Source organism: Janibacter sp. GS2, from assembly GCF_051200835.1.
In the GTDB taxonomy this organism is placed as follows: Bacteria; Actinomycetota; Actinomycetes; order Actinomycetales; family Dermatophilaceae; genus Janibacter.
The window spans coordinates 70600-91145 of sequence record NZ_CP195161.1; the positions used below are offsets into that span (position 1 = coordinate 70600).

General features: G+C 70.1%; 20 protein-coding genes and 3 tRNA genes. 9 read left to right on the forward strand and 14 right to left on the reverse strand.

What is annotated here, in order from left to right; genetic code table 11:
• Positions 1-123 precede the first annotated feature (123 nt).
• Genes ACR9E9_RS00350 through ACR9E9_RS00365 form a run of 4 tightly spaced genes read right to left on the reverse strand, consistent with a single transcriptional unit; the run spans position 124 to position 3287 of the window.
• Positions 124-993 carry an amino acid ABC transporter permease gene (locus tag ACR9E9_RS00350; RefSeq protein WP_435200542.1) on the reverse strand — a complete coding sequence of 290 codons (870 nt, stop codon included), beginning with the start codon at positions 991-993 and terminating at the stop codon, positions 124-126.
• Positions 990-1670, reverse strand: a complete 681-nt coding sequence (locus ACR9E9_RS00355) for an amino acid ABC transporter permease (protein ID WP_435200544.1) — start codon at positions 1668-1670, stop codon at positions 990-992. Before ACR9E9_RS00355 ends, ACR9E9_RS00350 begins: the two co-directional genes overlap by 4 nt.
• A 3-nt stretch (positions 1671-1673) precedes the next feature.
• Positions 1674-2510, reverse strand: a complete 837-nt coding sequence (locus ACR9E9_RS00360; RefSeq protein ID WP_435200546.1) for a glutamate ABC transporter substrate-binding protein — start codon at positions 2508-2510, stop codon at positions 1674-1676.
• Between the two features lie 36 nt (positions 2511-2546).
• Complete coding sequence (locus tag ACR9E9_RS00365) at positions 2547-3287, reverse strand: amino acid ABC transporter ATP-binding protein (protein WP_435200548.1); 741 nt, start codon at positions 3285-3287, stop codon at positions 2547-2549.
• A gap of 221 nt (positions 3288-3508) precedes the next feature.
• On the opposite strand from ACR9E9_RS00365, the gene ACR9E9_RS00370 reads away from it, so the two are divergent.
• Positions 3509-5350 (forward strand): phosphoenolpyruvate carboxykinase (GTP), encoded by a 1842-nt coding sequence (locus ACR9E9_RS00370; RefSeq protein ID WP_435200550.1) that lies wholly within the window; start codon positions 3509-3511, stop codon positions 5348-5350.
• A gap of 131 nt (positions 5351-5481) precedes the next feature.
• Here ACR9E9_RS00370 and ACR9E9_RS00375 read toward each other — a convergent pair whose 3' ends face one another.
• Positions 5482-5787 carry a thioredoxin family protein gene (locus ACR9E9_RS00375; RefSeq protein WP_435200552.1) on the reverse strand — a complete coding sequence of 102 codons (306 nt, stop codon included), beginning with the start codon at positions 5785-5787 and terminating at the stop codon, positions 5482-5484.
• Positions 5788-5842: 55 nt separating this feature from the next.
• On the opposite strand from ACR9E9_RS00375, the gene ACR9E9_RS00380 reads away from it, so the two are divergent.
• Positions 5843-6244: a heavy metal-responsive transcriptional regulator gene (locus tag ACR9E9_RS00380; protein WP_435200554.1), complete on the forward strand. Its 402-nt coding sequence runs from the start codon at positions 5843-5845 to the stop codon at positions 6242-6244.
• Between the two features lie 127 nt (positions 6245-6371).
• Here ACR9E9_RS00380 and ACR9E9_RS00385 read toward each other — a convergent pair.
• Positions 6372-6444, reverse strand: a tRNA-Arg gene (locus ACR9E9_RS00385).
• A 247-nt stretch (positions 6445-6691) separates the two neighbouring features.
• On the opposite strand from ACR9E9_RS00385, the gene ACR9E9_RS00390 reads away from it, so the two are divergent.
• The 5 genes from ACR9E9_RS00390 (at position 6692) to ACR9E9_RS00410 (ending at position 12571) form a co-directional block, all read left to right on the forward strand.
• The gene (locus ACR9E9_RS00390) at positions 6692-6901 is read left to right on the forward strand and encodes a hypothetical protein (protein ID WP_435200556.1); all 210 of its coding nucleotides are present in this window, start codon (positions 6692-6694) and stop codon (positions 6899-6901) included.
• A gap of 144 nt (positions 6902-7045) precedes the next feature.
• Positions 7046-7780, forward strand: a complete 735-nt coding sequence (locus ACR9E9_RS00395; protein ID WP_435200558.1) for a response regulator transcription factor — start codon at positions 7046-7048, stop codon at positions 7778-7780.
• Positions 7777-9249 carry an ATP-binding protein gene (locus ACR9E9_RS00400; RefSeq protein WP_435200560.1) on the forward strand — a complete coding sequence of 491 codons (1473 nt, stop codon included), beginning with the start codon at positions 7777-7779 and terminating at the stop codon, positions 9247-9249. Before ACR9E9_RS00395 ends, ACR9E9_RS00400 begins: the two co-directional genes overlap by 4 nt.
• Before the next feature lie 87 nt (positions 9250-9336).
• Positions 9337-11334, forward strand: coding sequence for an ArnT family glycosyltransferase (locus ACR9E9_RS00405; protein WP_435200562.1), 1998 nt, complete (start codon positions 9337-9339; stop codon positions 11332-11334).
• Complete coding sequence (locus tag ACR9E9_RS00410) at positions 11327-12571, forward strand: glycosyltransferase (RefSeq protein WP_435200564.1); 1245 nt, start codon at positions 11327-11329, stop codon at positions 12569-12571. Before ACR9E9_RS00405 ends, ACR9E9_RS00410 begins: the two co-directional genes overlap by 8 nt.
• 35 nt (positions 12572-12606) lie before the next feature.
• Here the strand turns inward: ACR9E9_RS00410 and ACR9E9_RS00415 are convergent, their stop codons facing one another.
• The gene (locus ACR9E9_RS00415; RefSeq protein ID WP_435200566.1) at positions 12607-13125 is read right to left on the reverse strand and encodes a MarR family winged helix-turn-helix transcriptional regulator; all 519 of its coding nucleotides are present in this window, start codon (positions 13123-13125) and stop codon (positions 12607-12609) included.
• A gap of 63 nt (positions 13126-13188) precedes the next feature.
• Here ACR9E9_RS00415 and ACR9E9_RS00420 point away from each other — a divergent pair, with 63 nt between their 5' ends.
• Positions 13189-15246 (forward strand): MMPL family transporter, encoded by a 2058-nt coding sequence (locus tag ACR9E9_RS00420; RefSeq protein ID WP_435200568.1) that lies wholly within the window; start codon positions 13189-13191, stop codon positions 15244-15246.
• Between the two features lie 95 nt (positions 15247-15341).
• On the opposite strand, the gene ACR9E9_RS00425 is transcribed toward ACR9E9_RS00420, so the two are convergent.
• From ACR9E9_RS00425 to ACR9E9_RS00450, 6 genes are all read right to left on the reverse strand, one after another.
• Positions 15342-15431 (reverse strand) — tRNA-Ser (locus ACR9E9_RS00425).
• 66 nt (positions 15432-15497) lie between these two features.
• Complete coding sequence (locus ACR9E9_RS00430; protein WP_435200570.1) at positions 15498-16964, reverse strand: LCP family protein; 1467 nt, start codon at positions 16962-16964, stop codon at positions 15498-15500.
• A gap of 112 nt (positions 16965-17076) precedes the next feature.
• On the reverse strand, positions 17077-17280 hold the full coding sequence (locus ACR9E9_RS00435; protein ID WP_055991015.1) for a cold-shock protein: 204 nt from the start codon (positions 17278-17280) through the stop codon (positions 17077-17079).
• Positions 17281-17481: 201 nt separating this feature from the next.
• The gene (gene aroQ, locus ACR9E9_RS00440; RefSeq protein ID WP_435200572.1) at positions 17482-17913 is read right to left on the reverse strand and encodes a type II 3-dehydroquinate dehydratase; all 432 of its coding nucleotides are present in this window, start codon (positions 17911-17913) and stop codon (positions 17482-17484) included.
• 33 nt (positions 17914-17946) lie between these two features.
• The gene (locus ACR9E9_RS00445) at positions 17947-19290 is read right to left on the reverse strand and encodes a protealysin inhibitor emfourin (RefSeq protein ID WP_435200574.1); all 1344 of its coding nucleotides are present in this window, start codon (positions 19288-19290) and stop codon (positions 17947-17949) included.
• 50 nt (positions 19291-19340) lie between these two features.
• Positions 19341-19427: transfer RNA gene (locus ACR9E9_RS00450), tRNA-Ser, on the reverse strand.
• A 97-nt stretch (positions 19428-19524) separates the two neighbouring features.
• Here ACR9E9_RS00450 and ACR9E9_RS00455 point away from each other — a divergent pair.
• On the forward strand, positions 19525-19869 hold the full coding sequence (locus tag ACR9E9_RS00455) for a hypothetical protein (RefSeq protein ID WP_435200575.1): 345 nt from the start codon (positions 19525-19527) through the stop codon (positions 19867-19869).
• A 75-nt stretch (positions 19870-19944) separates the two neighbouring features.
• Here ACR9E9_RS00455 and cysE read toward each other — a convergent pair whose 3' ends face one another.
• Positions 19945-20544, reverse strand: a complete 600-nt coding sequence (cysE, locus tag ACR9E9_RS00460) for a serine O-acetyltransferase (protein WP_435200576.1) — start codon at positions 20542-20544, stop codon at positions 19945-19947.
• Between the last annotated feature and the right edge of the window lie 2 nt (positions 20545-20546).

Consider the following 20546-nt stretch of genomic DNA (forward strand, 5'->3'; position numbering starts at 1 on the left):
GACTACCCCTTCGCGGTACTCGGTGAACCGAAAGTGTTCGGTACCGACAGTACCTGCTACACCGCGTATCGGTAAACCCGGGAGTCACTACAGGGCTCGGTGACGTCCGCGCACCCGCGCGGGTCAGTCGGCCGTCGCGGCGGAGGCCGCGACCGCTGCCGGGTCCTTCGCCGCGCGCTGCCCACGACGGGCCAGGCGCATCTCGAGTCGACCGGCGGCCCAGGCGAGCACGGAGTTGATCGCGATGAAGAGCGCTGCCGCGACGAGCAGCGCCGGGATGACGTTGGACCGGGCCGAGGCGAGGTTGTTCGACTGCTGGAGGAGCTCGGGGTAGGTGATGATGTACCCGAGTGCCGTGTCCTTGTTGATCACGACGAGCTGGCTCACGAGAGCGGGCAACATGGCCGTCACCGCCTGGGGCAGCTGGATGCTGCGCAGGACCTGCCCTCGTGTCAGGCCGATCGTGTAGCCGGCCTCGCTCTGACCCGCGGGGAGTGAGTGGACGCCCGAGCGGAGCAGCTCGGCGATGACCGACCCGTTGTAGAGCATCAAGGCCGTGACCACGGCCGCGAAGGGGTTGGTCTGGGCGTCGAAGACGCCGTTGAAGGCGTAGACGCCGAAGAAGAAGATCATCATGATCAGCACCGGCACGGCGCGGAAGAACTCCACGACGATGCTGCTGATCCAGCGCACCACCCGGATGCCCGACAGGCGACCGGCGCCGAGCACGAAACCGAAGACGAGCGCGAGAGCGATGGACAGCGCCGCGGCCTGGAGTGTCTTGACGATCCCGGGGAGCAGGTAGTAGCGCCAGTCGGCGACGGTGAGGAAACCCTCCCACTTCGCCGCCTCCAGCTCGCCGTTGGCGTAGAGGGCGCGCACCATGAGGCCGAGGATCCCCAGCAGGACGACGGCTCCCACGACGGTGGCCACCCGTTGCAGCCGCCTCGCCCGCGGGCCCGGGGCGTCGAAGAGGACGGAGGAGGCGCTCATCGCTTCACCGCCAAGCGCCGGGACGCGCTGGTGAAGGCCATCCCCATGGGCAGCGTGATGGCGACGAAGGTCAGGGCGACGAGCACGAAGATCGGCGTCGTGAGGTCGGCGCGCAGCTCCTGTGCCGTCTTCATGAAGCCGGCCAGCTCAGCCGCACCGATGGCGGACGCGACGGTCGTGTTCTTCGTCAGCGCGATCATCACCGAACCGATGGGCGCGATGGCTCCGCGCAGAGCCTGCGGCATCACGACGTGCCGCAGGCTGGCGGTGAAACCGAGACCGATGGAGCGGGCCGCCTCCGCCTGTCCGTCCGGCACGGTGTTGACCCCGGAGCGGATGGCCTCGCAGACGAAGGCGGCGTGGTAGACCGACAACCCGATGATCGCCCAGCGCACGATGTTGTCGTCGATCGACGTGGTCGCGTCCGGATCAGCCAGACCGATCCCCATCCCGTACCGCAGCCCGAGCAGGCAGAAGACGACGATGAGGGTCAGTGGCGTGTTGCGGATGATGTTGACGTACGCGGCCCCGGCCCCCCGGAGCACCGGCACCGGCGAGACGCGCATGACCGCCACGACGGTGCCGATGACCAGCGCACCGACGGCGCTGGTGAGGGTCAACCACAGGGTGAGCCGGACCGCCCCCCAGTAGTCGAACTGGGTGAACAACTCCTCCACAGGTCAGGCGCACTCATCGTGCTCGGGCGGGTTCACTTCTTCGTCGACCGTGAAGTCGGCCGGCCCGAAGTTGTCGTCGACGGCCTTTTGCCAGTCGCCGTCGTCGACCATCTTCGTCAGCGCCTTGTTGATGTCCTCGCACATGGCCGTGTCCCCCTTCTCGATGCCGATGCCGTACCGCTCCTCGGAGAAGGTGTTGCCGACGACCTTGAGCTTGCCCTTGTAGGCGGGCTGGGCCGCGTACCCGGCGAGGATCGTGTTGTCCGTCGTCAGGGCGTCCAGCTGACCGTTGGCCACGAGGTCGAGGCACTTGGAGTAGGTGTCGAAGGTCTGCAGCTGCACACCGGGCACCTCCTTCTTGACGTTGTCCGCCGAGGTGGACCCCTTGACGGAGCACAGCTTCTTGCCCTCGAGGTCCTTGACGCCGGTGATCTTGGCGTCGGACGCGACGAGGAGGTCCTGGCCGGCGACGAAGTAGGGGCCGGCGAAGGACACCTTCTCGGCGCGCTCATCGGTGATCGAGTAGGTGGCGACGACCATGTCGACCTGACCGGACTGGAGGAGCGTCTCTCGCTGCGGGCTCGGCGCCTGGATGAACTCGACCGAGTCGTAGCCGAGCTCGTCGGCGACGTAGTTGGCGACATCGACGTCGAAGCCGGTGTACGTGTCCCCGTCCTTCAGGCCCAGACCCGGCTGGTCGAACTTGATGCCGACCTTGACGGCGCCGCCGTCTTCGCCACCGCCGCCGCCGTCGCCCCCTTCGCTGTCGGAGCCGCAGGCCGCGAGCCCGAGGACCAGCACGGAGGCGCTGACCGTGGCCATGATGTGTCGTGCGTTCATGTCGTTCTCCTCGTGGGTGTGGCGGATCAAGTCGAGTCAGTGGGTGAGGATCTTGCCGAGGAAGTCCTTGGCCCGATCACTGCGCGGGTGGGTGAAGAACTCCTCGGGCGTGGCCTGCTCGATCAGCTGCCCGTCAGCCATGAAGGCCACCCGGTCGGCCGCCTTGCGGGCGAAGCCCATCTCGTGGGTGACGACGATCATCGTCATCCCGGTGCTCGCCAACTGCGTCATCACGTCGAGGACCTCGTTGATCATCTCGGGGTCGAGTGCCGACGTCGGCTCGTCGAAGAGCATGACCTTCGGCTCCATGGCCAGGCTGCGCGCGATCGCGACGCGCTGCTGCTGGCCGCCGGAGAGCTGAGCCGGGTACTTGCGGGCCTGGTGGGCGACGCCGACCCGCTCGAGCAGCTCCATCGCCCGATCCTGCGCGGCCGCCTTCTTGACGCCACGGGCCTTCATCGGCCCGAGCGTGACGTTCTCGAGGATGGTCTTGTGGGAGAAGAGGTTGAAGGACTGGAAGACCATCCCGACGTCGGCGCGCAGCCGAGCCAGGGCCTTGCCCTCCTCGGGCAGCGGCTGGCCGTCGATCGTGATGCTCCCGGACTCGATGGTCTCCAGGCGGTTGATCGTGCGGCACAGGGTGGACTTGCCCGAGCCCGAGGGCCCGATGACGACCACGACCTCCGCAGTGTCGACGGTCAGGTCAACGTCCTGCAGGACGTGCAAGTCGCCGAAATGCTTGTTGACGCCCGCGAGGGCGACGAGAGGTTCTCCCATGTCGGGCACGCTAGCCGCTCGACCGTGACCCGACGCACACCGCCGAGCGGGCGTTGTGGAACGGTTACCTGCCCCTCCGGCCCCAGCGGGTGACGAGACGCACACCCCGGGCGCGCCACCTCGCCCCTCGCCGCCGACACCGGGGGCGGTAGCCTGCCCGGAACCGGGAGAACCCGCGAGGGACCGCCCGCACACCAGAGCACCTGAGAGGGATACAGAGCATGGTCGACGTCGACGCCGCGCTGGACGCGTCAGGCCTCACTAACGAGGCTGTCCGCGAGTACGTGAAGCACTGGGCCGAGATCACCCAGCCGGACCGGATCGAGGTGGTTGGCGCCGAGGACGACGACCGGCTCATCCAGGAGTGCCTCGAGGCCGGCGAGCTCTTTCCCGCCGGCGAAGGCCGCTACTACTCCCGCTCCTACTCCAAGGACACCGCCCGCTCCGAGGAGCGGACCATCGTCGCCACCAACGACGAGAAGGACAGGGGCGTCTACAACAACTGGCGCCCTGCCGCGGAGATGAAGGAGAAGGTGACCGGGCTCATGCGCGGTCAGTCCCGGGGCAAGACGATGTACGTCCTCCCGTACCTCATGTCGCCGAAGGACAACGAGCTGTCCCAGTGGGCCACCGGCGTCGAGCTCACCGACAGCCGCCCCGTCGTCCTCCACATGATCCGCATGTCGCGCGTCGGCGTCGAGCACGTCAACGACCTGCCGGAGCAGGGCAACTTCGTGCGCGCCGTCCACGTCACCGGTGACCTCGAGAACCTCGGTCAGGGCACCCCCGACGACAAGCGCTACTTCGTCACGGTGGCCGACGAGCGCACCATCCTCCACTTCGGCTCGTCCTACGGCGGCAACGCCCTCCTGGGCAAGATCGCCCACGGTCTGCGCCAGGGCGCCTACGACGGCTGGGACACCAAGAAGTTCCTCGCGGAGCAGTACATGCTCATCGGCATCACCGACAAGGAGACCGGCAAGCGATACCACATCACGGGTGGCTTCCCGAGCGCCTCGGGCAAGACCAACCTCGCGATGATGCTCCCGCCGGATGCCATGGGCGACCGCTACCAGGTCGACTTCTACGGCGACGACATCGCCTGGCTGTGGGTCGATGAGCAGACCGGCAAGCTCATGGGGATGAACCCCGAGTTCGGTGTCTTCGGTGTCGCGAAGGACACGAACGAGAACACCAACCCGACTGCCCTGCGCTCGACCGACCCGGGCACCAAGGTCATCTTCACCAACGTCGCCTACAACCCCAAGCTCAAGGAGGTCTGGTGGGAGGGCCGTACTCCCGAGGCCCCGGCCGACCTCGACGGCTGGCTGGACTGGAAGGGTGACGCGATCGCCGACCGGGAGCCGGGCGACACCTCCCCGTGGGCCCACCCCAACAGTCGCTTCACCACGACCCTGGGCAATGTCCCGAACGCTGCCCCGGACTTCGACAGCTCGGCCGGTGTGCCGATCGACGCGATCATCTTCGGTGGCCGCACCCGCGACCGCGAGCCGCTGATCCGCGCCATCACCGACCTACCCGAGGGCGTCTACGACGGGCTGACCCTGGGCGCCGAGGCGACCGCCGCCGCCGAGGGCGTCGAGGGCCAGCTGCGCTACGACCCGATGTCGAACCGCCCCTTCATGGCCTACGGCGAGGGCGACTACGCCCGTCACTACCTCGACATCGTCGGCGCCGCGAAGGACAAGCCGCTCTTCGCGCACGTCAACTGGTTCCAGAGGGACCCGGAGGACGGGCACTACGTGTGGCCGGGCTTCCGCGAGAACCTGCGTCCCCTCCTGTGGCTCATGCGCCTCAGGGACGGCGAGGTCACCGGCCGCCAGACGCCGGTCGGCATCATCCCGACCGAGGACGAGCTCGACCTCACCGGGCTCGACCTGCCGCGGGCGGACCTCGACCGGATCCTGTCCATCGACGTGCCGCGGTGGCAGCAGGAGATGGGCTTCCGCGAGGAGCACCTCAAGCACTTCGACCGCCTCCCCGAGGAGATCTGGGAGGCGCACCGCCGCGTCACCCAGGCCCTGGACGACGAGCAGGCCTGACGCATCGACTGACGAACGCGGCCCCGGTCTCCTCTCGACCGGGGCCGCGTTCGTGTGTGCCCGAAGGACGGTCATCGCCGGCGACGACCCTCGCCACGTGAGGTCGATGGTGCTCTGCTGCGACCGGCCCGTCAGGTCTCTTCGTCGGTCAGCACCGCGCGCAGCTGATCGAGCGTGGGTGCACCTTCGTACCCGTCCGGCGTGGGGTACCTGCGGCACGAGAGCCCCACCCCGGCACCCGGCGCGGCGAAGGCGTCCACACCGTCGACCTGGATGCTGGGTGAGCCGTGGAACCGGGTCCGCTCGGCCTCCTCGGGCGTCTCGACGAGGTGGCGGCTCAGGCGGACGTCGTCGCGCTCAGCCGCGATGATGCTCAGTCGCTCCGCGGCGACCTTCCAGTGCGGGCAGTCCTCGAAGTAGAGCAGCGTGATGTCCATGGCAGCGACGCTAGACCTTGATCTGGGGTACAAGGTCAAGCCGTACAGTGGGGTCATGCGCATTGGAGAGGTCGCCGACGTGGCGGGGGTGTCGACACAGACGATCCGCTTCTACGAACGCAGGGGCCTGCTGTCCCGGCCCCAGCGAGAAGGCAATGGCTACCGGGAGTACGACACCTCGGTGCTGCCTCGACTCGCGTTCATCCGCAGCGGCCAGGCGGCCGGGCTCACCTTGGTCGAGATCGCCAGCATCCTCGACCTGCGCCGCGACGGCACCGTCCCCTGCGCGCACGTGCACACGCTCCTGCTGACGAAGCGAGAGGACCTCCAACGACGCAAGCGCGAGATCGCTGCCCTCGAAGCCGAGCTCGACGTCCTCATCGGCCGCAGCGACCGACTCGATCCCGCACACTGCACCGACACCGAGATCTGTCACATCATCGCGCCGGACGCCTGACCCCGCATCCGCGCGCGGGTGTCGAGGACCAGCCCACCCCCGCGCCCTGACGCAGCGTGCCCGGACACGAGTCAGGCCCCGGTCACTTGCGCGACGCGGGGCCTGTTTCGTCTGTCTCAACACAGAGTGCGCCCGTAGGGATTCGAACCCCAAACCTTCTGATCCGTAGTCAGATGCTCTATCCGTTGAGCTACGGGCGCTCCGTCACCGGTGTGCGGCAACAGAGAGGGACTCTACCCCGCACTCCCCCGCGCGACGAAATCGGATGACGTGGGATCTTGGGTCCCCGTTCCCCCCGCTCCCCCCTGACCGGGCTGGCCCGGCCGCTGGCCGTCCGGCACCTGCCCGTCCGGCACCTGGCCGCCCGGCACCTGCCCGGGCTGCTGTCGGCCATCGGCGCCTCCGGGAGCCTGCCCTCCACCGGGACCGCCTCGATCACCCCCTGTCGTGCCCTGGTCCACGGCGGCCGCGGCGGCAATCGCCCCCGCCGAGCTCAACCCGATCGCGAGGGCGGCCGCGACGGCGGTCTTTCGTCCACGCCACCGCGGCGGGTGGGCGGCCGGTGCCGTCGAGGAGGGCTGGGGCCCGGTCGGTGGGGATGCGGACTGCGACGATGGGGTCGGGTCGGTCACGGTGGCTCCTGGGTCGTTGGCGTGATCGGTCGAGGACCACGTTCCGGCGCACACCTGTGGCACACCTGTGGGCCGGCCGTCACCTCCCTTCGCATGTGGGCGCGCCTCTCACAGGAAACACACAGTCGGTTCATGGCGCCCACGGGACAGGACGCGCTTTGATGGGTCCATGTCCGTGCCCCCCAGGCCCACCCCTGCCCTCACCCGCGCCGACGGCTCGCCCGTGCGCGTCCTCGTCGTCGACGACGAGGACAACCTCACCGAGCTGATCTCGATGGCGCTGCGCTACGAAGGGTGGCAGGTGCGCACTGCCGCCACCGGCACCGAGGCGGTGCGTGCGGCACGGGAGTTCGCGCCGGACGCGATCGTCCTCGACATGATGCTGCCGGACTTCGACGGGCTCGAGGTGCTGAGCCGGGTGCGGGCGGACACCCCGGCCGTGCCGGTCCTCTTCCTCACCGCCCGGGACGCCGTCGAGGACCGCGTCGCCGGTCTCACCGCCGGCGGCGACGACTACGTGACCAAGCCCTTCTCCCTCGAAGAGGTCGTCGCGCGCGTGCGTGCGCTGATGCGGCGCACCGCCGTCGTCACAGACGAGTCGAGCGCGCTGCTCGTCGTCGGCGACCTCACCCTCGACGAGGACAGTCACGAGGTCACTCGCGGCGGCGACGAGCTCTCCCTGACCGCCACCGAGTTCGAGCTGCTGCGCTATCTCATGCGCAACCCCAGGCGGGTGCTCTCCAAGCCGCAGATCCTCGACCGCGTGTGGCACTACGACTTCGGCGGTCAGGCCAATGTCGTCGAGCTCTACATCTCCTACCTGCGCAAGAAGGTCGACGCCGGGCGCACGCCGATGATCCACACCATGCGCGGCGCCGGCTACGTACTCAAGCCGGCACCGTGAGCCGGTCGGACCGGGTGCGCCCACCCTCGGCCTGGACGCTGCGGACCAAGCTCGTCGCCTCGGTGCTCCTGCTCTTCCTCGCGGTCACCGCGCTCACCGGCACGCTGACGGGCCTCACCACCCGGCAGTACCTCATCCAACAGGTCGACGAGGATCTCCTCGCTGCCTCCCAGCGGTTCGTCGCCACGATCGACGGGACACAGGGGCTGGCGCCACGGGGCCGAGGAGGCGGTCCGCCCGCGGGGAGCGGCAACGCCGTCCTGCACCTCGTGGTGATCAACGGGAAGGTCGCGGTCGACGAGCAGGGCCAGGAGTTCAACTACGCGGTCAACACCGACGGCGACAACGACCGGCTCGATGGGAGCGAGATCGCCGAGCTCAACGCTGCCGGGCTGAGCCAGCGGCCGCAGACGGTCGACCTGGGCGATGGCATCGGCAGCTACCGGCTCGTGTCCGTCCACACCGCCGACGGCGGGACGGCGATCACCGGGGTCCCCGTCGGCCCCATCGAGACGACGGTCACCGCGATCGTCCTCATCGTCGTCGGGTCGAGCCTCGTGGGTCTCGTCGGCGTGTGGGCGGGCGGAACCTATCTCGTGCGACGCAACCTCCAGCCCCTCGAGCGGGTCGCCGGCACCGCGCAGCGCGTCTCCGAGCTGGACCTCGACTCCGGTGACGTCCCGGTGGCCGAACGCATCCCCGATGTCGACCCTCGCACCGAGGTCGGACAGGTCGGCCTGGCCCTGAACAGCCTGCTCGACAACGTCGACGGAGCCCTCCGGGCCCGCCACGAGTCGGAGACCAGCGTGCGGCAGTTCGTCGCCGACGCCAGCCACGAGCTGCGCACCCCGCTCGCCTCGATCCGGGGGTATGCCGAGCTGTCGAAGCGCGAGCCCGACCCGATCCCCGAGTCGGTCGCTCACGCCCTCTCCCGCGTCGAGTCCGAGGCGCTGCGGATGCAGTCCCTCGTCGAGGACCTGCTCGTCCTCGCTCGCCTCGACACCGGCCGCCCGCTCGAACGCACCCGCGTCGACCTCACCCTCCTCGCGATCGACGTGACCAGTGACGCTCGCGCTGCCGCGCCGGACCACCGGTGGCAGCTCGACCTCTCCCCGGAGCCGATCGAGGTCACCGGAGACCGTGACCGGCTCCACCAGGTCATGGCGAACCTCCTCGCCAATGCCCGCGTGCACACCCCTCCCGGGACGAGGGTCGTGACCTCCCTTCGTCGCGAGGGGGAGACGGTCCGACTCTCGGTGACCGATCACGGGCCGGGGATCCCGCAGGCCCTGCTGCCGACGGTGTTCGAGCGCTTCACGCGCGGCGACGGCTCCCGGCAACGCGCCGGCGGGAGCACCGGCCTCGGGCTGTCCATCGTCGCCGCCGTGACACGCGCCCACCACGGCCGCGTCGGCGTCACCTCGCGTCCCGGAGAGACGACCTTCACCGTCACCCTGCCGGTGGGCTGAGCCTCCGCCACGGCGGCGAAGGGAGGTCATCGCGCCACCACGGGTGGGCCACAGCAGGCCCACAGGCACCGGCCCGACCGTGGATGCATGGAGACGACGAGCCCCGCCCCAGCGCCCGTGACGATCGAGCGCAGCCACGCCACTGCACCACGATCACGACTCGCCGCGTGGTGGCGCGGCCCGACCACCGATCCGCGCTGGGCGCGCCCCGCGTTCCTCGGCCTGTTGCTGGCGACCACCGCCCTGTACCTGTGGAACCTCACCGCCAACGAGTGGGCGAACTCCTTCTACACCGCTGCGGCGCAGGCCGGCTCGCAGAGCTGGACGGCGCTGTTCTACGGATCGTCCGATGCTGCCAGTGCGATCACGGTCGACAAGCCACCGGCGTCGCTCTGGGTCATGGGGCTGTCCGTGCGCATCTTCGGACTCAACTCCGCAGCCATCCTCGTCCCGCAGGTCCTCATGGGCGTCGCGAGCGTCGGGGTGGTCCACGCGAGTGTGCGACGGCACTGGGGCGCCCCGGCCGGCCTCCTCGCCGGCACGACCCTGGCACTCACGCCCGTGGCCGCACTGATGTTCCGCTTCAACAACCCCGATGCCCTCCTCGTGCTGCTCATGACCCTCGCCGCCTGGGCGACCATGCGCGCCATCGAGAAGGGGGCGATCCGCTGGTTCGCCCTCGCCGGGATCCTCATCGGGCTCGGGTTCCTCACGAAGAGCCTCCAGGTGCTGCTCGTCGTGCCCTTCTTCGGCATCGCCTTCCTCGTCGCAGCCGACACGACCCTGCGACGGCGCGTCATCGGCGCGGTCGTGGGCACCGCCGCGATGCTCCTCTCCGCCGGGTGGTGGGTCATGATCGTCGAGCTCGTGCCCGCGAGCATGCGGCCGTACATCGGCGGCAGCCAGACGAACTCCTTCCTCGAGCTGGCCTTCGGCTACAACGGTGTCGGTCGGCTCAACGGTGAGGAGGTCGGCTCCGTCGGCGGTGCCAGCGGGTGGGGCGAGACCGGCATCACGCGGATGTTCGACTCGTCGATCGGCGGCCAGGTCTCGTGGCTCATCCCCTCGGCGCTGATCCTGCTCGTCGCCGGTCTGTGGCTGCGCGGTCGGGCCCCGCGCACCGACATCCGCCGCGCCGGCTACCTCGTCTGGGGCGGCTGGCTGCTCGTGACCATGGCGACCTTCTCCCTCATGGCCGGGATCTTCCACGAGTACTACACGGTGGCGCTCGCCCCCGCCGTCGCCGCGCTCGTCGGCATGGGCGCTGCCGAGGCGTGGGAGCGCCGCGAGTCCCCGACCGGGTCCATCGCCCTCTCGGCCGCAACGGCGGCCGGGGCGACATGGGGTTTCATCCTGCTCAGCCGGACGACCGAGTACGGCTGGCTGAGGGTGGGCGTGCTGGCGACCGGGATGGCCGCTGCGGTCCTCCTCCTGGTCATCACCAGGGTGCACCGCAGGGCGGTGTCGGCGATCGTCGCGGCGGCACTCATCGCCGCCCTCGCGGGGCCCGCGGCCTACACTGCCTCGACGCTCGCCCAGGGACACTCCGGCTCCATCGTCACCGCCGGACCGGCGACCAGCGGGTCATCCACCCGCGGGCCCGGCGGCGGCACGGGCGGCACTGGCGGCCCGGGCGGCGCGGGCGGCGCGGGGGGCCCGGGCGGCGCAGGCGGCCTCCTCGACGCGAGCACCTCGAGCACGGAGGTCATCTCGGCGCTGTCCGCGGACGCCGACTCCTACACGTGGGCCGCCGCGGCGATCGGATCGCAGAGTGCTGCCGGCCTGCAGATCGGCACCCAGCTGCCGGTCATGGCGGTCGGTGGCTTCAACGGCTCGGACCCGTCACCGACTCTCGAGCAGTTCCAGACGTACGTCGAGGACGGCCGCATCCACTACTTCGTCGGGGGCGGGGACACCGGCGGCGGCGCCAGGAACGGGAGCGACAGCGGGACGAGCTCGCAGATCTCCGCCTGGGTCAGCGAGAACTTCACCGAGGTGACGATCGGCGACTCCACCCTCTACGACCTGACCCAACCGCTCGACTCCTCGGACCCGGCCACGGACGCAGGTGCCACGGATGTCTGAGCCGCTCGCTGTCCTCGACGTCGTCATCCCCGTGCACAACGAGCAGGCCACCCTCGCTGCCTGCGTGCGCCGACTCCACGCCCACCTCGTGGCCACCTTCCCCTATCCCTTCCAGATCACGGTGGCGGACAACGCGAGCACCGATGCCACCCTCACCGTCGCCGACGGACTCGCGGCGCAGCTCGTCGGCGTCCGCGCCGTCCACCTCACGCAGAAGGGCCGGGGCCGCGCCCTCAACCAGGTGTGGCTCGACTCCGAGGCGCCGATCCTCGCCTACATGGACGTCGACCTGTCGACGGACCTCGACGCCCTGTGGCCCCTGCTCGCCCCCCTGATGTCGGGCCACTCCGACCTCGCCATCGGCACGCGGCTGCACCGGGACTCGCGGGTGGTCCGGGGGGCCAAGCGCGAGTTCATCTCGCGCTCGTACAACCTCGTGCTCCGGACGGCGCTCGGCGCGCGCTTCTCCGACGCGCAGTGCGGATTCAAGGCGATCCGCGCCGATGTGGCCCGTGAGCTGTTGCCCCTCGTCGAGGACCCGACATGGTTCTTCGACACGGAGCTCCTCGTCCTGGCCCAACGCAGTGGGCTGCGCATCCACGAGGTGCCCGTCGACTGGTTCGACGACCCGGACAGCCGGGTCGACGTCGTCCGGACGGCGACGGACGACCTGCGCGGCGTGTGGCGGGTCCAGCGGGCGCTGACCTCCGGCCGGCTCCCGACGGAGGAGATCCGGCAGCGCATGGGGCGGGTGCCCCCTTCGTCCGGGGTCGGAGCGCACGTGGTGCGCTTCGGGATCGTGGGGACCGCCTCGACCGTCCTGCACCTCGGACTCTTCGCCCTCCTGGCGTCCGGCCTGGTCGGGCTCGGATCGCAGACGGCCAATCTGGCCGCCCTGCTCCTCGCGACGGTGGCCAACACCGCAGCCAACCGGCGGTGGACCTTCGGCGTCCGCGGGAGCGAAGGGATCGCTCGTCACCACGCGCAGGCCCTCCTCGTCTTCGCGGCGACGTGGGCCATGACCTCGGCCGCGCTCGCCCTCGTCCACGCGGCGTGGCCGGCGTCCGCCCTCACCGTGCAGACCCTTGTCGTCGGCGTGAGCACCGTGGCCGCGACGTTGGTGAAGTTCGTCGCGATGCGCGGGTGGATCTTCACCGATGTCCCCGAGCGCGCCCCCGATCCCGGAGCCCACGCAGGGACCGGACTGCGTGAGTTGGTCCGAGACCTCGATCGCTGAGGGCGGCTCCTGGCGGCAACGCTCGTGGGCTCAGCTCACTCGCCGTCGTCCCCGGCAGTCATGGCCCGGGTGGCAAGGTCCAGGAAGCGGGTGACGACAGCCACCTCGGAGTCGTCCAGCTCGTCCACCACGACCCCCAAGCGTGCCGCCAACGGACCAAAGATCTGGCCTCCGGTCTCGTGCGCGCTGGCGGTGCTGGTGAGCACGGTGCGTCGACGGTCCTGTGGGTGGGGGTGTCGTTCGGCGTGACCGGCGGCGACGAGCCGGTCGACCAGGGCGGTCGTGGCGGAAGCGCTCAGGGGAAGGGCCTCGGCGAGCTCGCCGGGCGTCAACAGGACACCGGCGTCCTCCGCCCGCATGAGGTGGGCCAGTGCGTTCAGGTGGGTGCGGTGGACGCCCTGGCGGCCTCCGTGGAGGTCGATCCACTGGTCCAGGGCGGTGGTGAGCTCGCGCAGTGATCTCAGCACCCCGGCCCGCGAGTCCACCTCTGGCTGCGCCGCCGCTCTCGGCGCCGTCGCACGATGTCGGGTGGAAGGGGGGTACCGCTGAGTCACGAGGACTATTGTACTCTTTCGATCATGGAACATTTCGAGGATCGAAAGAAAGGTGCGGGACCCATGCGACCGCTGGTGTCGCTGGTCGGTCCCCGACGCTCCTGGCTGGTCGTGCTCCTGGGTCTCGTCCTCGCCGGCCTGGCGATGACCCTGGCCCCCGCCCCGACGACCTCGGAGGACACCGCCTCGAACCTGCCGGCGGACTCGGAGTCGGCACGGGCCGCGGACCGCCTCGCCGCGCTCCCGTCGTCCGACGAGGTGCCTGCCATCGTCGTCGTCTCTCGGCCCGACGGCGACCTCACCAAGGAGGACCTCGGTTCTCTGAAGGGCCTCACCGGCGCCCTCGGCGAGTCGGCCGAGGGCAAGGTCTCGGGACCGGTCCCCGCCGAGGACAGCTCAGCCGTGCTGTTCACCGTGCCGCTGCCCGGTGACCTCACCGATGAGGAGAATGGTGCCGTCGTCGAGGAGGTGCGGGCCACTGTCGCGGACGCCCTGCCCGACGACCTGCGCGGCGAGGTGACCGGCGGCCCGGCATTCCAGGCCGACCTCGGGAAGGTCTTCGAGGGCGCCGACGTGCGGCTGCTCGCGGTCACTGCCTCTGTCGTCGCCCTGCTGCTGCTCATCACCTACCGCAGCCCGTGGCTCTGGCTCGTGCCCCTGACCGTCGTGGGGATCGCCGACCGGGCCGCTCTCGCTGCCGCCGAGACCTTCTCTGCCGCGTCGGGGATCGGCGTCGACGGAGCGATCACCGGCATCACCTCGGTTCTCGTGTTCGGCGCCGGGACCAACTACGCGCTCCTGCTCATCGCCCGATACCGCGAGGAGCTGCGTCGACACGACAGCCGGCACGAGGCGATGCGTCGGGCCGTCGGGCAGGCGGGACCGGCCATCCTGGCCAGCTCCGGCACGGTGATCCTCGCGCTGGCGTCCCTGGGCCTCGCCGACGCGGCCTTCCTGCGCGGCATCGGCTACGTCGGCGCGCTGGGACTCGCCGTGGCAGTCGCGTTCGCACTGCTCGTCCTCCCCTCGGCCATGGTCCTTCCCGGTCGCTGGCTGTTCTGGCCGTTCATGCCCCGGAAGGGCCAGGACGACCCCACCAAGGACGGGGTCTGGGCGCGCCTCGGACGAGGCGTGGGGCGCCGGCCCGTCGCGGTCGCGGTCGTGAGTGTGCTGGGCCTCGTCGCGCTCGCCTCGCTCGCGCTCGGGGCGCGTACGGGCCTCTCGCAGACCGAGCAGTTCCGCGACCCGCCGGAGTCGGTCGTCGCCCAGGAGCGCCTCGCCGAGGCCTTCCCGGCCGGCTTCTCCTCGCCCCTGCGAGTCGCCACCACTCCCGACGACGTCGATGCCGTGACGTCCGCGGCGGAGAAGGTGGGAGCCGTCGACGTGCGGCCGGCCGGCTCCCAGGGCGACCTCGCCGAAGTGGATGTCGTGCTGGCCGACGCCGCGGGGACGAGCGGCAGCCTGGCGACCACGCGCGACCTGCGCAGCGAACTCGCCGACGTGGCGCCCGATGCGCTCGTCGGGGGCGAGGTGGCCGAGGACGTCGACTCCCGCGACGCCGCCACGCGAGATCGTGCCGTCCTCGTGCCGGTGGTCCTGGGCATCGTCCTCGTGGTGCTGCTGGTGCTCCTGCGCTCGGTCGTCGCGGCGCTCCTGCTGACCGCCACAACGGTCCTGTCCTATCTCTCCGCCCTGGGCATCGGGTGGTTCATCTTCGAGCGTTGGCTGGGCTTCTCCGCCATCGACCTCAGCGTGCCGCTGCTCGCCTTCATCTTCCTCGTGGCCCTCGGCGTGGACTACAACATCTTCCTCACCACGCGCGCCCGCGAGGAGGTGCTGGCCACCGGGGACACGCGTGGGGCCATCGTCACGGCCCTGGCGGTGACCGGCGGTGTCATCACGAGCGCCGGCGTCCTCCTGGCCGCCGTCTTCGCGGTGCTGGGAGTGCTCCCGCTGCTCGTGCTGACCCAGGTGGGCATCATCGTCGGCGTCGGCGTCCTGCTCGACACGCTGCTCGTGCGCAGCGTGCTCGTGCCCGCGCTCATCACGATCCTGCAAGACCGCTTCTGGTGGCCGTCGAAGCCCGGCCCGGTCCACCGCGACTCATCGGACACCGGATAACGCATCGCCGCACGAAACCACGAAACCCTGGCCGGGCACCACGCCCGACCAGGGTTTCGTCATCAAGAGCCACAGGTGTCGTGACTCTCTCGCTGCGGAGGCGGAGGGATTTGAACCCTCGATGGGTGTTAAACCCAAACCGCATTAGCAGTGCGGCGCCATAAACCGGGCTAGGCGACGCCTCCAGACAACCCGGTCAGAGTATCTGGCCAAGCGGCGCCACTCAAAGTCGGGCCCCACCCGGGTCCTTCTCAACCGCAGATGTCCTCGTCGGCGGCGCGGGTCCTGACCTCGGTCGGGGCCGGGGGCGCGGTGCGCGACGCCGACGGCAGGGGCGCGTCACCCTCGCGGTTGGGCACCTCCTGCGAGGTCGGTGCGCCGAGGCCGAGCACGACCCGGACCGTCCCTGTCAACAGGCTCTCGTCGAGCTTGAGCTTCGCGCCGCTGTACGCGGCCGCCACGGTCCGGGCGGAGGCAGCGTCCCCCTTCGCGTGCCGGACGACGACGCCGCGCCCCTGACCCGTGGCCGGCACGGCCGCGACAGAGGCACCGAACCCCTGCACCTGCAGGGCCGCGGCCTCCTGCCCGGCCAGCCCGGCCGTGGCGGTGTCGTTGTGGACACTCACCGCGATGTCCGACGGGGGGACGGTGAGTGCCGGGTCCTTCTGCCGGCTCTCCTCCTCCCCCGGAAGGTCGGTGTCGTCACGGACCGCGGCCCAGAGCTCATCGGAGGCCTCGGTGCGCCACTGGACGCGGTTGCTGTTGGCCGGGTAGGGCTCGGTCGGCACGGTGACGAAGACGAGCTCGTCCATCCCGAGCTCCTTGACGCTGCGGGCGATGGAGAGCATCCGCTTCAGGCCGAGGTCGTCGTCGGCGGTCATCGACTTCGTCGCGGCGTCGAGGAAGCTGTAGAGCTTGTCGGGCCGCAGCAGGAGAGAGGTGCGCGTGGCCTCCTGGGCCATGGAGGACATGAAGGTCTGCTGCCGTTCGATCCGCTGGATGTCGGAGCCGTCGCCGAGGGACTTGCGCATCCGCACGTACCCCAGCGCGTCCTTGCCGTCGAGGCGCTGCTTGCCGGCAGGCAGGTTGATCTGGGCGTCCGGGTCCTCGACCGGCTCGGGGAGGCACACGTTGACCCCACCGAGTCCGTCCACCATCGACTGGAACCCGTTGAAGTCGACCACCGCCACGTGATCGACGAAGATCCCGGTCAGGCCCTCGAGCGTCTTGACGACGCAGGCGGGACCCCCTTCGTTGAAGTTGTCGTTCCACCGCCGCACCTCGCCGTCGGCGACCGTGGACTCCGGGTCATCACAGTCCGCGGGGGCCTTGGTCATCGAGTCCCGCGGGATCGAGATGACCTGCACCGACTCCCGGTCGGCGGAGATGTGCACGAGGAGGTTGGTGTCCGAGCGTGGACCACCCTCGGCCGTCCCCACCCCGTACTCGCTCGTCCCGAGACCGTCACGGGTGTCGGAGCCGATGACGAGGATGTTCAGGTCGTCCTCGATGTCCTGGGGCCGCTCCGCCGAGCCGGACTTGATGTCGACTCGCGTGATGTTGCCGCTCAGGTGCACACCCGTGGCCAGGGCGATGGTGGCCACGAGGGCCACGACGAGGCCTGCGCCGAGGAGGAGGCGCCGTCGGACGGTCCCCCGGCGGCGCAACCGCATCTCGCGTTGCGCCGTTCGGCTGAGGTGGTGTCCGTCGTCCCGCATCGGGGGCACACCCTAGCCGCACTTCGCCGACGGGGACAGACAAAGGCCCCCGCCACGGATGGCGGGGGCCTTCGTCGAAGCGGTGGAGTCACCGCATCAGGTGTGCGTCGTCTCAGACGGGACGAACGCTCTCAGCCTGCGGACCCTTGGGGCCCTGGGTGATCTCGAACTCGACACGCTGCGCCTCGTCGAGCGACCGGTAGCCGGTCGTGTCGATGGCGGAGTAGTGAACGAACACGTCGGGTCCTCCGCCGTCCTGGGCGATGAAGCCAAAGCCCTTCTCAGCGTTGAACCACTTAACGGTGCCCTGTGCCATGGGGTGAATCTTCTTTCCTGTTGAACAATCCGGTTCCGCCGGTTGCGGTCCCTTGCCAGCTGCAAATCAAACCTCGGCAGAGGAACACGCCTCCGGTAATACTCGGGACCTGACCGTGGTCACGCCCATTCGCATCGTGCGAGAAGTTCTGTCATGCAACTACGAGTGCGACGCTACCAGCAATCACCGGGCAGAGCATGGTCAAGGACAGATGGCGTCGATGGCGTCGACGTAGCCGGTGATCCCGCGACCGACGATGACCTGCTGGGCCACGTCGGAGATGTAGGAGTGGTGGCGGAACTCCTCGCGCGCGTGCACGTCGGAGATGTGCACCTCGATGACCGGCCCCGCGACCGCCGTGAGCGCATCGCGGATCGCGACGGACGTGTGCGTCCACCCGCCGGCGTTGATGACCAGACCGGCCGCGCTGGTGCGCACCTCGTGGATCGCGTCGATGAGGACGCCCTCGTGGTTGGTCTGCCGGAAGTCGAGGTCGTGGCCCCGCTCGTCGGCACGGGCCCGGACCAGGGCCTCGACGTCCGCGAGGGTCTCGCGGCCGTAGATCTGCGGCTCTCGCTCACCGAGCAGGTTGAGGTTCGGCCCGTTGAGGACGACGACAGTGGGTCTGGACATCACGACCGCAGCGTAGCGAGCCACCCGGGGAGGTCAGTCCTGCCCACGCAGCACCCGCTCGAGCAGCTCCCGTGTCTCGGACGAGAGCGCCGACTCGGGGATCTGGACGTCGACGCCCTCAGCGTCCTCGCGCAGGCCGTAACTGAAGGTGTCCGGTCGCGCCGGTTGCTCGACCATCGCCGGCAGATCCGGTGCGGCGAGCAGCCTGCGGATCCCGTGGGCGTCGCCCTCCGGCAACTCCTCGAGCCGCACCTCTCGCGAGCGCGTCATGCCGGCGACTCCCCCGGACCGACTCAGCCGCAGCGCCGTCGTCGGCGCTCCCTCGTCGGGGCCACCCCCCGCCGCGGCCATCACGCCCACCTCGCTCCAGGCAGCGGAGACGGCCTCCGCCTCGGCCGACTCCTGGCCATATCGCGCCCGAGCCGCCGTCACGGTGAGTCCGGCGAAGGTCACGAAGTCGCAGTCCGCGCCGATCTCCCCGGTGATGACGTCGAACCACACCAGGCCCGGGGCCTCCCACGCGGGCCCACCGAGGGTGGTCGCCACCAGGTGGAAGGCCTTGTTGGGGATGCCTGAGTTGATGTGCACGCCGCCGTTGTCGTCGCTGGTCTCGACGTAGTCACGCATGTGCGCGGGCTGCGGATCGGTCCCGAGTCGCGGGTCGTCGTAGGCCGTCCCCGGCGCCTTCATCGACCGCAGCGCCTCCCCCTGCACGGATGGCATGAGGAGCTCGGCGCCGATGAGCCAGTCAGCGGTCTGCGCGTCCTGCTGCAGGTGGTGCTGCTTGACGAGGGTCCCGAAGACGTCGGACACGTGCTCGTTGAGCGCCCCCGGCTGACCTTGGTAGGTCAGGCCCGAGGTGTGCTCGGTGACCCCGTGGGCCAGCTCGTGACCGATGACGTCCAGGCTTGCGGTGAACCGGGTGAAGATCTCCCCGTCGCCGTCACCGAAGACCATCTGCGTGCCGTTCCAGAAGGCGTTGACGTACTCGCGCCCGTAGTGGACCGTGGCGACGAGCGGCAGGCCGGCACCGTCCAGCGAGTCCCTGCCGTACTCCTCGCTCCACAGTCGCCAGGTGTGCCCGAGCCCGTCGTAGGCCTCGTCGGCCGCCGCGTCCCCGGTGGCATCCCCGCCCTCGGACCGGACCACCGTGCCCGGCAGCACCTCGGCCCCCTGGGCGTCGTGCACCGTGCGGTCCGGACCGTCGCCGGCTCCACCGGCGATGGCGAAGGACGCGCGAGCGATCCGACCGATCCTCGCGTGGCGGGCCTCGTCGTCGAGCAGGAGCGTGCGCTCAGCGCACCTGGCAGGCACGGTGAGGTCCGAGCGGGACAGCGCCCGGAGCATGTGGGGAGGGACGATGCTGCAGTGGCTCATCACCCCAGTGAACTCCGGTGCGCCGACAACCGCACCCCCTGATCGGTGAGCGGAGGGCGTGGGATTCGAACCCACGAGAGGCTTGCACCCCTAGCGGTTTTCAAGACCGCCGCACTAGGCCACTATGCGAGCCCTCCACGTCCGCCGGGTGGCCGGCGGCAGGTCCACGGTATGGCATGTGTTGCGCGGGTAGTGTCGGCGGTGAGGCCGACCGCCCCATCGAAAGGACACTCCATGGCAAAACTCTCCTTCGTCCTCGGCGCTGCCGCCGGCTACGTCCTCGGCGCCCGCGCCGGACGCCGACGCTACGAGCAGATCCGCTCGGGCACCCAGAAGCTGTGGCAGTCCCAGCCGGTGCAGAGCCAGGTCTCCTCGGCCAAGCACGCGGCGAAGACGAAGGCCGCGCCGGCGGCCCTCGATGCCGTGGGCACCGCCGCGAATGCCACCGGCGACAAGCTGCGTCAGGGCGCCGGCAAGATCACCCGCGATCCCGATCGGGACGTCGCGGGCGATGTCTCCCGCGGCGCGCAGGGCCCCTCGACCTTCCCCCTCAGTGGGGGGAACGGCCACCAGGCCTGAGGCACAACGCAATGCATGACGAAGGGGGTGGACCACCTCGTGGTGGTCCACCCCCTTCGCGCGGGTGTGTGGCGCTCAGATGAAGAGCGCCGGATCGGCGTAGAGGCGCTCCTCCGGTGCCATCATCGGGCTGTCGTCCAGCTGGGGGTAGCGGTACCGGGCCGGGATCCCCGTGGCCACCGCACCGGTCGGCACGTCCTTGACGACGACCGAGTTGGCGCCGACCCGGACATTGCTGCCGACGTGGATGTCGCCGAGGATCTTCGCCCCGGCCCCCACCATGACGTCGTTGCCGAGCGTCGGGTGACGCTTGACCCGCTTGCCGGACGTCCCGCCGAGGGTCACCCCGTGGAAGAGCATGACGTCGTCGCCGACGACCGAGGTCTCGCCGATGACGACACCCATCCCGTGGTCGATGAAGAAGCGGCGACCGATGTGCGCACCGGGGTGGATCTCGATGCCGGTCACCGACCGGGAGACATAGGCCAGGAGGCGGGCCGGCCACTTCCCGGAGGGCTGCTGCCACCACCGGTGCGCGATCCGGTGCAACCAGATCGCGTGCAGGCCGGCAGAGGTCAGGAGCACGACCCACCGCGAGGTCGCGGCGGGGTCGTGATCCATGGCCGCGGCCAAGTCCTCACGGACCGTTGCGCGGATCGGTAGATGGGTGGCCACGG